Origin of the sequence: Shouchella hunanensis (genome assembly GCF_028735875.1) — a bacterium.
GTDB lineage: Bacteria > Bacillota > Bacilli > Bacillales > Bacillaceae_D > Shouchella > Shouchella hunanensis.
Genome location: NZ_CP117834.1, coordinates 2,526,550 through 2,538,327, shown reverse-complemented (window position 1 = coordinate 2,538,327; position 11,778 = coordinate 2,526,550). Strand labels below are relative to the sequence as shown.

The 11,778-nt window shown below is 40.8% G+C and carries 11 protein-coding genes; 1 reads left to right on the top strand and 10 read right to left on the bottom strand.

Features of this window, described 5'->3' with window-relative positions:
• Positions 1 to 8: 8 nt before the first annotated feature.
• The 9 genes from abc-f to PQ477_RS12830 form a co-directional block, all read right to left on the bottom strand.
• Complete coding sequence (gene abc-f, locus PQ477_RS12870) at positions 9 to 1,604, bottom strand: ribosomal protection-like ABC-F family protein (protein WP_274272102.1); 1,596 nt, start codon at positions 1,602 to 1,604, stop codon at positions 9 to 11.
• Between the two features lie 509 nt (positions 1,605 to 2,113).
• Entirely contained in the window at positions 2,114 to 3,178 is a 1,065-nt protein-coding gene (locus PQ477_RS12865) for a galactitol-1-phosphate 5-dehydrogenase (RefSeq protein ID WP_144558394.1), read from the bottom strand.
• Positions 3,179 to 3,181: 3 nt separating this feature from the next.
• Positions 3,182 to 3,340 (bottom strand): hypothetical protein, encoded by a 159-nt coding sequence (locus PQ477_RS12860; protein ID WP_164468419.1) that lies wholly within the window; start codon positions 3,338 to 3,340, stop codon positions 3,182 to 3,184.
• Positions 3,341 to 3,402: 62 nt separating this feature from the next.
• Entirely contained in the window at positions 3,403 to 4,440 is a 1,038-nt protein-coding gene (locus tag PQ477_RS12855; RefSeq protein ID WP_035394862.1) for a zinc-binding dehydrogenase, read from the bottom strand.
• A gap of 33 nt (positions 4,441 to 4,473) precedes the next feature.
• The gene (locus tag PQ477_RS12850) at positions 4,474 to 5,733 is read right to left on the bottom strand and encodes a galactitol-specific PTS transporter subunit IIC (protein ID WP_144558393.1); all 1,260 of its coding nucleotides are present in this window, start codon (positions 5,731 to 5,733) and stop codon (positions 4,474 to 4,476) included.
• 66 nt (positions 5,734 to 5,799) lie between these two features.
• Positions 5,800 to 6,084 (bottom strand): PTS sugar transporter subunit IIB, encoded by a 285-nt coding sequence (locus PQ477_RS12845; protein WP_035394863.1) that lies wholly within the window; start codon positions 6,082 to 6,084, stop codon positions 5,800 to 5,802.
• Positions 6,085 to 6,097: 13 nt separating this feature from the next.
• Positions 6,098 to 6,562, bottom strand: coding sequence for a PTS sugar transporter subunit IIA (locus PQ477_RS12840; protein WP_035394865.1), 465 nt, complete (start codon positions 6,560 to 6,562; stop codon positions 6,098 to 6,100).
• A 20-nt stretch (positions 6,563 to 6,582) separates the two neighbouring features.
• Positions 6,583 to 8,649, bottom strand: a complete 2,067-nt coding sequence (locus tag PQ477_RS12835) for a BglG family transcription antiterminator (protein ID WP_035394867.1) — start codon at positions 8,647 to 8,649, stop codon at positions 6,583 to 6,585.
• Positions 8,650 to 8,839: 190 nt separating this feature from the next.
• Positions 8,840 to 9,511, bottom strand: coding sequence for a GNAT family N-acetyltransferase (locus PQ477_RS12830; protein ID WP_274272099.1), 672 nt, complete (start codon positions 9,509 to 9,511; stop codon positions 8,840 to 8,842).
• Between the two features lie 128 nt (positions 9,512 to 9,639).
• On the opposite strand from PQ477_RS12830, the gene PQ477_RS12825 reads away from it, so the two are divergent.
• Entirely contained in the window at positions 9,640 to 10,692 is a 1,053-nt protein-coding gene (locus tag PQ477_RS12825) for a hypothetical protein (RefSeq protein ID WP_035394868.1), read from the top strand.
• A 22-nt stretch (positions 10,693 to 10,714) separates the two neighbouring features.
• Here PQ477_RS12825 and PQ477_RS12820 read toward each other — a convergent pair whose 3' ends face one another.
• On the bottom strand, positions 10,715 to 11,773 hold the full coding sequence (locus PQ477_RS12820; RefSeq protein WP_060705609.1) for a M20/M25/M40 family metallo-hydrolase: 1,059 nt from the start codon (positions 11,771 to 11,773) through the stop codon (positions 10,715 to 10,717).
• Positions 11,774 to 11,778 lie beyond the last annotated feature (5 nt).

The window sequence follows — 11,778 nt, the reverse complement described above, 5'->3', positions numbered from 1 at the left end:
TACCTTTCTTATTGATTCTTTAGTGTCCGTTTTGTCTTTAACAGCTCTTGAAATTGCTGGTCTAGTTTATTCCTCTCAGTCTCATCGGTAACAGTTGATAAACGTGACAACAGCTCTGATAGTTTAAACTCAATGGTTAATAAAGACTCGTCTGGCTTTTTTAATTCTTCTTCCACTTGGTTAACTGCCTTAATCTGTGCACATTCATCATCGAAGGATAACTGGTGAGTTGCAACATCACTTATTAATGTCCGATCATGTGTAACAAACAGGATCGTACCAGGAAATTTGTTCATTACTTCTTTAAGGGAATCTTTTGTCGTTAGATCCAAATAATTTGTTGGTTCGTCTAATAACCAAAGATTCACATTACTTAAAAATACTTTCGCTAAGGCGGTACGAACTCGCTCACCCCCACTCAAGTCAATCCCTTTTTTGAAGACGTCCTCTCGTTGAAAAGCCAAGCGAGATAAGACGGTTCGAATAAATGTTTCTGAATAAGGACTGTTTTTCCCTACGTTTTCAAGAATCGTTTCCTCATCTAAAATATCGTGTTGATGCTGTGAGAAATAACCTATCTTTGCTGGTTTGGCGATTGTCATTTGTCGACTCTCGATTTGCTGTAAAAGCGTCGATTTCCCTGACCCATTTTTTCCTATAATGGCAACACGACTACCTGCCGGTACAACCCCATTCACTTCTTTCAGCAGCCGTCCCTCTATCCATACTTGAAAGGCTTCAAATTGAATCATTTGTTTACTGTGAACAACAGGAAAGCGACTTAGGTCAAACTGAATCTTTGTTTCTTCTTTTGGCTTTTCTTTTTTTTCTAGTTGATTCGCTCGTGTTACCATCGCTTCAGCTGCCCGGTTTATTTTTGCTTTCTGAACACCGCTGCTACGTTTATGCAAACGTGCTTCAGAATTCCCCATTCTAGACGGTGCTTTCTTAATCTGATCAGAACGGCGCTGTGCTTGTTTTGCCGCTTGTAAGAGCCTATCTTTTTCAAGTTGATAGGATTGATAGGCTTTGTGCGCTTTGTCCATTTCTTTTTGCTTTTGAACTAGATATGCATCATAGTTTCCCTCGTATGCTTTCACTTTTCCATCTTCAATCTCCCAAATAGACGTACATACATTGTTAAGAAATGTTTTATCGTGAGATGTAAGTAAAATACCTCCTGAGAATGAGGTAAATACTTGTTCAAGCTGCTTCATCCCTTCCATATCTAAATGACTGGTCGGTTCATCTGCTAGTATAAGGGCAGCATTTGCTTCCAGCGCTTGGGCAATTTTTGCTCGTGTTTGTTCTCCACCACTTTTATGAACATGAGCTGGTACTTGCCATTGCTTTGCTTCTCTCGCTGATAATGGAGCTGAGAGCTCATGAAGCTGTGGAATGTAGGCCATTTTTTCATAACGAGTCACTTGCCCAAAATCAGCTACACCATATCCTGCTAGAACATGCAACAGTGTTGTCTTTCCAGCACCATTTTTACCGACCAATCCAATGCGTTGGTCTTTATAAATAAATAATGGTTCATTATCTAAAATCACTCTTGCACCGAACTGTTTTTCTAATTTTGTTGTTTGTAGCAATAGCATATAAAAAACCCCCTCTAATACAGTTAGAGAGAGTTCGCCCGTAAGAAATTAGTCACCAAAAAGACACTACCCCACAAGCTCCTGTGGCGGTCGTATTCCTTTTAACCTAATCTATGAAAACAGACGAATCCTACTCTAACGTTCATGAAAATACTATCCAGCTCTCACTCGAGTGAATAATTGACTATTCCATTACGTTGGATCGATTCGATTACTGCTTCATTGTATTAGGCACCAATTTCCTTCCTTATAAGATGGCTCTAATGATGCCATAGGCAGAACGCTTTGTCAATGGCTCTGTTGGCTGACGTGTTTAAAAAAACTAGCATCGTGCAATCGTTTTCGCTGACATAGCTTGTTATAGGGTAAAAAAAGTATCTTACCTATTCGATAAGATACCATGCTACACGATGATTATACTCTCTACCGCTTTAAAGCCTTCTAACACATGTTCCTATACATGCCTAGCAAAAATCTGCAAGTATGCTAACTTGTCGATTCAGCTACAACTAAACGCTTCTTTCCTTCCCTTGCGGATAAAACAAAACTTTTACGAAGCCTTTTTCCCCTGATGTCATTCTCTTAAATACGTCAGGTCCTTGGTTGAGGGGGAGTCGGTGACTAATCATTGGGGCACCATTTATGGCACCTGTTTTCATATAATGAATCGTTGCTTGCCATTCTCGTCCAGGAAAAGGGGCAGAGAGCGCATTCCATGACCCATGTACACTTAACTCATTTCGGACAATCTGTTCGAAGTAAAAGCGTTCAATAGGTACGTCCCCATAAGGGATCCCTAAATAAACCACTTCTCCACCTTTTTTAGGAAGGGCCAGCACTTGAGCTGACGTAATAGGAGACCCTGCTGACTCAATCGCGACATCGACTCCTAAACCATCAGTTAATTCTCTTATTTGTTCATGAGCTGATTGTTCTTTTGAATTAACTAACACATCTGCCCCCATATGTTGCGCAATCTCTAGCTTTTCATCATCAATATCAATCGCAAAGATTTGACGCGCCCCAAAGATTTTTGCCCATTGGATTGCTAGCAGTCCAATGCTACCACATCCCATTATTGCCACCGTTGCTCCAGGCTGAATCTTCGTGCGATAAAAACCGTGTGCTACTACCGCTGATGGTTCAATAAGCGCAGCCGTTTCGTCGTCAACCTCATCTGGTAAAGGGAGCACTTGAGTAGAAGGCAAGACGATATATTCTGCAAAGGCACCATCCTGTTTGGCACCAACAACGTGCAAAGAACTGCACCTACTCGGTTCTCCGATTTGACAATAATGACACGTACCACATTGAAAGGTTGGACAAACAGCTACACGCATCCCTTCTTGAAGATGCGAAACAGATGAGCCTGTTTCTACAATGACACCTGTACACTCATGACCAAAAATCGTACCAGGAACGTATGGACCGAGCTTTTTATAACGAGACAAATCTGATCCACATATACCAACAGTTGAGATTTTAATGCGCACATCATCGTTATGAACAAGCGTTGGCACCGGAGCCTCTTCATAACGAATATCTTGAACACCATATAATTTTAAGGACTCCATACTTTATGATTGCTCCTTTGCTTGTTTTCCTTTACGCTTTCGAATAAGAGCAAACAGCGCGATCCCAACAACAATTGTGTTGAAAACCATTTGATGTTCAAAATAAAAATCACCGATTCCTCGCATTGGTCCTAGCATAAAATCTAAAAACATATCTGTCATCTTTATTTCCTCCATCCACTATGGGAGAAGGAAGAGTCTCCTCTTCCTTCCTCATATTGTTGTTATCCCTCTTCTACAGGAGTGAGTAGTACTTTAATCGCCTCACCACTTTTTATGGCATGATACGCTTCTTCCCACTGGGTGATATCATATTCGTGGGTCACAAGTGCTTTTGCATTGACATCCCCTCGATTTAATAATTCAAGGGATGGCTGCCAATCTGCATGTTTTTGGCTTCTTGTGCCAACCACACGAATCTCTTTTTGAACAATTTTCTCTAAATCAAACGATATTTCCGGTGTTGCAAAAATCCCAACTTGACAATATTGTCCTTTTTTCCGAAGAAGATCGAGCCCCTGCTTCGCTGCAGGTACTGCTCCTGAGCATTCATACACAATGTCTGCTCCATACCCATTGGTTATGCCATCAACAACGTCTTTTAAGTTCTCTTCTTGGATGTTTACAACATAATCAATTCCGAGTTCCTTTGCTTTTTCCAAACGAATCTTATCACTATTCAAGCCAGTAATAATAACTTTCGCACCTTTACTTCTTGCTACTTGAGCAGTTAACAACCCAATGGCACCTGGACCAAGAACGACGACAATATCTCCGTGCTGAACTTCCGTTTTCTCAACGGCATGATACGTACAAGCTAGTGGTTCTGTCATTGATGCCGCTTTGTAATCGACACCTTCAGGCAGTTTGTGCACACTCGCTTCTCGAGCGATGAGGTAGTTCGTAAAGCCGCCATCTTGTTGTGTACCAAGCCCTTTACGTCGATTACACAAGTTATAATCTTTCGTCTGACAATATGCACACTCTCCACAAATGGAATAGGTTGTTTCAGATGTCACCCGATCGCCTACAGCGACTGATGTAACTGCTTCGCCTACCTCAACGACATCTCCAGAAAATTCGTGTCCAAGTGTAACAGGTACACCCACTTTATAGTGCCCTTCATACGTATGAAGATCGGTTCCGCAAATACCTGCATATCGTACTTTAATCTTCACTTGTTCTGCTGCCGGTATAGGTTCTGGTTTTTCTTGTATCTCTAAGTTTCCAAATCCGTGATCTGTTTTAACCAGTGCCTTCATAGTGGTTCATCCTCCTCATAGCAGTCCGTTCACTTAATAAAATAGACCGAAAAATCTAACAATAATCCAGTTCACGATGTTTCCACCTTGGTCAATACTTGATATCATGGCTGAATCTGCAGGCATGTTAAAGCTTGCTTCTTGCGCCATCGTTGTAAAAAGAGGGGCCATATCTGTCGCGATATATAACGAAATGGCAATCATAACCGTACCAACGATAACGGAGTGAACGATATTTCCGCGAGCAGCGCCAACGATGAAAGCGACAATAAATGGAATCGTTGCTAAATCACCAAATGGTAAAAGCGCATTTCCTGGAAGTAATACCGCCATTGCTACCGTAATTGGTACAAGGATAAGTGCAGTTGAGATAACGGCCGGATGCCCTAATGCTACGGCTGCATCTAATCCAATGTAAATTTCTCGATCTCCAAAACGCTTATTTAACCATTCACGAGCAGATTCAGATACTGGTAATAACCCTTCCATTAAGATCTTTACCATACGTGGCATTAAGACCATAACTGCGGCCATTGCGATACCAATCTCCACAATTTCACCGACACTGTAACCAGCTAATGCACCAATGGTTGCACCTAGCACAAGGCCAATAAACATTGATTCACCTAAAATACCAAATCGTCTTTCAATCGACTCAGGATCAGCATTCCAATCTTTTACTTTAGGAATTTTTTGTAATCCTTTTACAAGAAAGATTCCAGGCGCATAGGAAATGGTACTTCCTGTTGCGATGGATACACCTGGTAAATCATAGAATTTACTCATCATAGGTGCTGTCCAATCAGCTACTTTCAAACAGACAACTTGGAATAGAATAGCAGACAGTAGTGAAATGAAAATGTTTCCAGATACTACGTACACCATTGCTGCTGTAAATGTATAATGCCAGAAGTTCCAAATATCTACGTTCATTGTTTTTGTTGTTTTTGTTACTAGCATAAGAACGTTTACTGCAAGCCCTAGTGGAATAATAAATGCAGCAACGACTGATGCCCACGCAATGGATGAAGATGCTGGCCATCCTACATCAATAACGTTTAATTCAACACCCAACCGATCAACCATTCCTTGAGCAGCTGGTCCTAAGTTATTCACAAGCAAGTCAACAACAAGAAAAATACCTACAAAAGCAATCCCAATTGTTAAACCTGAACGAAATGCTTTACCCGGTTTTTGTCCAAATACTAATCCGAGAATAAAAATGGCAACCGGTAGAATAACCGTTGCACCTAAATCTAAAAATCCTTGAATGAAGTTAACAAATCCATCCATGGTCGGTCCTCCTTTAAGTAAACGGAATTTCTAGAACCTAGAAATTCCGTTCTCATTCGTTTTTGTTTACGCCTTTAATGCGTCTAAAATTTCTTGTTTCGTTTTGTCGGTTCCAATACCTGTTAAAAAAGAACGGGCGTTAATGACAGGAAATGGGTATTCTGTTTGAGTCATTGCTGTTGTAACAAGTAGGTCAGCTGTATCACGATGCGCACCTACTTCAGAAATTTTAATTTGTACCAAATCAACAGGAATTTTATGTTCTTTCGCCATTTCTTCAATTGCGCTATTCACGACCGTTGATGTTGCGATACCTGCTCCACACGCGACTAATACTTTTTTCTTTGCCATACTAATTTCCTCCTTATGCAGTCAATTCTAGACTGTCATCAATTAATTGTTTTACTTCTTCTTTTGATGCTGCATGAACAAGTTGCATGAGTTTACTTTCATTTTGAAACAGCTGCATCAATTGTTGCAAAAGCGATAATTGCGCATGCGCTTCCTTCATAGCTAACATAAATACAATCTTAACTTCCACTTGCTCAGAAGGATCGCCACCCATCATTCCAAAAGAAACTGGTTCTTTTAAACGACCAATGCTAATGCTTTTTTCATTGACATGCTCAACATCTGTGTGCGGAATAGCAACTGCCACTCCAGCGGTTGGTAAGCCAGTTGGGTACTCTTTCTCACGTGCGATAATAGCCTGAGCGAAACTTGATTTCACAAGTCCCTCACGAACAAGATTATCTGCCATTTGCTTTAAAACGCTCTCTTGGTTCGTCGCCTCAATATCGAGTAAGATCGTTGATTCATCTAAACGCATTACGATTTCACCTCTGTTCTCTACTCCTCATCCATCGAATAAGTCATGATCATCGTTTCTATGTCTTCAATCGACGATGCTTCTAAAAATACTTCCCGGTCTTTCTTTGTAGCGGCAAGCTTAATGAGCTGCCGTAATGCCCGAATATGTTGATGTTTGTCTTTAGCAGCGATAACGACTAGCACTTTAATCTGTTCTTCTTCTGAAAAATGAACAGGGGTTTCTAACTGCAGTAGACTCATTCCCGTTTGTATAACGCCTTCTTCTGGTGCCGCATGTGGTATCGCTAGCCCAGGTCCAATGACGATATAGGGATCACGATCTTTATTGGCGACAAGCGCATCAACATAGCGTGGTTCTACGATTCCATTTTCAACAAGTGGTTTAGCTGCTAGCTTCAGGGCTTCATCCCAGTCTGGTACAGTATCTTTTTGCTGTATCATATCTGCTGTTAAAAACGTCTCTAATCCATTTTGAAAGGCTTCATCCTGATACGTCTTACGATCTTCAGGAAAAAAGTACGAATGGAGTGCTTCTTTTAATTCGCTTTCATTTTCAATAGTAGCGTAGCCGCTAATCATGTCCATTAATTGATCAATTTGAATCGTCATCGGTTTATAACCGTGAATGTCTTGCATCACTTGTTGCTTTAATCGATGCTTTTCTTCTCGACTCAAGAAGGCTTTCGTCACATATACCAGCTTATCGGTTGTTAAAGGTGTTTGGGAGAAAATAATATCGTATGATAATTCATAGCCATTGAATTGCCTCACTGACAGGGAATCAAGAAAGATAAACTCTGGAAAGAGTTCTTTTAGTTCCTTTAACATTAAGCGAGATACGGATACACCTTGCGGACAAACGACGATCGCTTTTGTTTTCTTTGCTATACTTTCACCTTGACGTGTCATCCAAGATCCGATCAGCATCGTTAAGTAAATCGCCTCTGTCTCAGGAATCTCCTTACCGAATAGCTCTTCAAGAGGGCCTAAACTACGCTTAACAAGGTGATGTAATTCTCGGTATTCAACGCTAAATGGATTTTGAACAGTCTCTATCTCCGTCAATTGATAACGAATTCGATAATACGCTGGCTTTGTATGCTGAACGAGTTTTTTCAACAACACTTCGCGCTCTTGTAAATAAATACAGGCACTTTTTTCAAAGGATCGTAACATGGTCGAAAGGGCTGGTAGTAAATCAGGAATGGAATCATCCTCTACTATTAAATCCGCCCAATGGACATTTGCCGTAAGAAGGTGTAGCGCGATAAATAGCCGCTCCTGCTTAGGTACGTCTGTCATGTTCTGAAAAATAAACTCCGTTGCTTGATACTCCTTTGTATCGGAAAGCTCTTCATATTCAATTGAAAAAGGTTCCAGACCACATCCACTCGTAATTCGCTTTAGTACGAGAAGAAAAATGTATGGCATAGCTAACAATTTTTCATCTGTAAAGCGAATACCTAGGCGCTTCTCCACTTTATCAATTCTTCTTTTCAACTCTTCAATTTCTTCTTTTTTTATAGTTGCTACATCTTCCAACCATGTCGTTTCTTGACTAGAATGCACAGCAATATCAACTAAATAAATGAGTAACTTCCTTATATGAAGCTCTTTTCCTTTTAAGCGATAGCCATTTCGACGTGAATAGTGAATATCGAGGTTATAATCACTTAATCGACTTTGTACACGCTTCAAATCATGTAAAATGGTATTCTTGCTATACCCTAACTCCGATTGAAAATGATATAACGATAACGCTTCTTCACTAGCGAGTAACATAAACAAAATGTAATGACTTCGCTGCTCTTCCGTTAAAAACCCTTGATCCTGCGTCCTGTTCGTTACATTCGCTGGCTGGCGTGATAACGTTGAAAAAACAGACTGATCAACAATGAAATGACCTTGCCTTGTTCGTTCTATCTCAGGCAGATCTTCAGATACAAGCCATTCATTAATTTTCTGAATGGTATAACCAAGCTGGCGCCGACTTAGATCATGTTTCTTCTCTAATACACCACTTGTTATTTGCCGGTTACTGATGATCTCATTGAGAATTTTTTGGCTACGATCATTCAATGCCAATGCAATCCCTCCTTTCTTAATGTGATTGTAGCATCGATCCTTTCAGGAAAGTATGCGCTTTCATCCCAACTTATCGAACTTCTTTTGTACATCATTGTGTTTTACAACCTAAATTCCAACTTTAACCATTATTTGAAATTGATGAACATGTTGCAACACCCAATACGGCAACATGTTCACACCCATCTTGTTACTTTGTTCTTAATTGGTAGCGAACGTAATATCGCCCATTCTCACGCTTTAATTCCATGCCTCGATAACCCTTCTGTAGTAAATGGCGTTGCTCATCTAGTGCCGTCAATTCTACTTCTTTTTCATCTAACACGACGACATCGTGTGTTTGGTTGAGGTTTTTAAAAAAGACAAATCGAAGTTTACCTCCATACTTCTCTTTTAACGCCACTACTTCAAGCCCTTGTTTAAATTTATCAATTAAACTAGCAGGATTTGTAGGCGCTACTGTTGCACAAATGAATGAGAATGAAGTCATTTCATTGACAAGTTTCTGCATCAACCAATCCCCCATTTTCTGTTGAAGACGTCGCCCTCTAAACTCGGGGTGCACAAAGGAGATTTCTTGATAAACCACTTGATTCAGCTGGTCTTTTGTTAAACCCGCATCAAGCCCTAGATGTTCAGTCTCCTCACTACTTGGTTGTAGCAATGCCCTAGCAGCAATAAGCTGCTCCTTAAAAAACACACCAACCATATAGCCTTTACCTGTTAGTATGCTCTCAAATTCTTCTTTCGTAAGTGTTGAAAGTTGCTCTTTTCGTTTAAGACTACTAAATACCGTTTTCTGCAGTAGCAATAATGCATCTATTTGTTCCTCGCTTAGCGGTTTAAATTGTAACTCTTCCATTTCTTAATCCCTTTCTTCCACGCTTTCTCAGTATGTAACTTCTTTTTTTATGCTTAAGCTTGTTTGCAGGATCAACTGAGTAGCTGTCGAACTAATGACGATCTCCCTTTTTGAAAGGAGGACTACTAGTGAATACGCAAGATGCGATTGCCATTGCCCGCGAATGGGTACAACATGTTGGTTCCCATCAACCTGGCTTCAAAGGTGCTTATTTAGCTGGATCTGTTCTCACACATCCACGTCTTGCTCCTTGGCCCGTTTCCTCGGATGTTGATATTATGATTATCTCAACAAAAGTACAGGATAAAAAGCTAGGTAAATTTATCTACAAAGGGCTCTTACTCGAAGTGACTACATTAGATTACCGTTTATTCCTTCAAAAAGAAACGATACTCGCAGACTATCATGTAGGTTATAGCTTCGCCCATACGATCGTCCTCAGCGATGTGGATGACGTTCTTGTACCTTTGCAAACAGAGGTCGCACGAGACTTTTATCATATGGAATGGGTGCACCGTCGTTGTGAACACGTAAAAGAAAAAAGCATAGCTGGATTAACAACTATACCGACTTCTGCTCCATTCCACGAACAAGTAATGAGTTGGCTCTTTCCAACAGGGGTTTTAGCCCATTTATTTTTAACGGCAGCCCTTGAAAACCCAACGGTACGAAAACGATATACAGCGGTTCAAGCAGTGCTTAAACGATACAACATGGAAGACGTTCATGAAACACTTCTTAAGCAATTACGTGTAGAGTCCTTGACTAAAATGACTGTACAATCTAGTTTAGACCAGTTGGAAGAGACCTTTGTCCTTGCGGTCGAACATGCCAAGACCCCTTTCTTCTTTTCCACCGATGTTACACATTCTGCGAAACCTATAGTCATTGAAGGGAGTCAATTACTTATCAATAAGAATCAATTTAGAGAGAGTTTCTTTTGGATCATTGCCACTTTCTGCCGCTGTCATATCATCTTGGCACATGATGCTCCTCATCTACATGAGAAACGTCTCCCTTACTTTAAGCAAGTCTTGTCATCCATTGGCATAACGACTGAAAAAGATCTCTATTCAGCTGCCTTAAAAACCCTTTCCACTGTTGATTATTTTTGGGATCATACACGCGCATTGATCGAGAACAATCCAGACATAATTCATGAGAAAAAGCACGGAGGCTAACGACTCTCCGCGCTTTTTTTGACTAACGTCCGTTCCAAATGAGAGGACGGAAATCTGTGTCATGACGTAAGCTTTGTATAAATGCAACAAGAAGATCAATCTCTTGTTCCATGTCTTGTAATGACACAACTTCCCGAGGCGCATGCATATATCGTAATGGCAAAGATACGAGAACGATTGGTACACCTTCACCCGTTAATCGTAGTTGATCTGCATCCGTTCCTGTTCTTCTCGGTGTTAATTCATACTGAATCGGAATAGTTCGTTCCTTTGCTATTTGCTGCAAGTGCTCATTTGCTTTTTTATTAATAGGAGCGCCTTTCGCAAGCACAGGGCCACCTGCTAACGTGACATCGCCAACCTTGCCCATTTCTGCGGTTGGATAATCTGTTGCAAAAGTGACATCCAGGGCAATTGCCAAATTTGGCTTTAAAGCTGAGCCTGCAAAATAAGCGCCACCCATATTTGTCTCTTCATTAACGGTGCTGACCCCTTGGACGCACACTTCGGGAAGACTGGATGCAAGTCGCTTCATGACTTCAGCCACAATAAAAGCACCTGTTCGATTGTCCAAACCGCGCCCTACTACACGATTATTGCGCAAGTGAGTTGGTTCAATTTTATACGTAATCGGATCACCAATAGCTACTACCGCTTGAATCTCTTCAGCACTCTCGGCACCGCAATCAATAAATAAATCATCCATTGTTAAGTCTGCATTTGCTCCACCATGATGTTGGGCGTTTGCACCAAACACACCATTAAGTTTCCCGTTCCTTCCGTGAATTTCCACTTCCATTCCTAATGCAGGTAAAGGACTTAAACGACCGAGCTCTTCTACATAGATAAAGCCTGATTCATCAATGGACTTCACCATAAAACCAATTTCGTCACAATGCCCTGCTAGGAGTACACGAAATGGGGCGTCTGGGTTAACCGTTGCGATTGCATTTCCAGCTAAATCTGTTGTTAAATTCTTCACATGAGGTTGCATATAAGTGAGCCATTTTTCTTGAATCGCCTCTTCATGTCCTGAGGGTGAAGGGGTTTTAAGCAGTTCAAACAAAAACGATGTATCCATAGTCC

What these genes read in the sequence shown, in the direction of transcription:
- abc-f (WP_274272102.1), bottom strand. Translation starts at nt 1,604, where the DNA reads ATGCTATTGCTACAAACAACAAAATTAGAAAAACAGTTCGGTGCAAGA.
- PQ477_RS12865 (WP_144558394.1), bottom strand. Translation starts at nt 3,178, where the DNA reads ATGGAGTCCTTAAAATTATATGGTGTTCAAGATATTCGTTATGAAGAG.
- PQ477_RS12860 (WP_164468419.1), bottom strand. Translation starts at nt 3,340, where the DNA reads ATGACAGATATGTTTTTAGATTTTATGCTAGGACCAATGCGAGGAATC.
- PQ477_RS12855 (WP_035394862.1), bottom strand. Translation starts at nt 4,440, where the DNA reads ATGAAGGCACTGGTTAAAACAGATCACGGATTTGGAAACTTAGAGATA.
- PQ477_RS12850 (WP_144558393.1), bottom strand. Translation starts at nt 5,733, where the DNA reads ATGGATGGATTTGTTAACTTCATTCAAGGATTTTTAGATTTAGGTGCA.
- PQ477_RS12845 (WP_035394863.1), bottom strand. Translation starts at nt 6,084, where the DNA reads ATGGCAAAGAAAAAAGTATTAGTCGCGTGTGGAGCAGGTATCGCAACA.
- PQ477_RS12840 (WP_035394865.1), bottom strand. Translation starts at nt 6,562, where the DNA reads ATGCGTTTAGATGAATCAACGATCTTACTCGATATTGAGGCGACGAAC.
- PQ477_RS12830 (WP_274272099.1), bottom strand. Translation starts at nt 9,511, where the DNA reads ATGGAAGAGTTACAATTTAAACCGCTAAGCGAGGAACAAATAGATGCA.
- PQ477_RS12820 (WP_060705609.1), bottom strand. Translation starts at nt 11,773, where the DNA reads ATGGATACATCGTTTTTGTTTGAACTGCTTAAAACCCCTTCACCCTCA.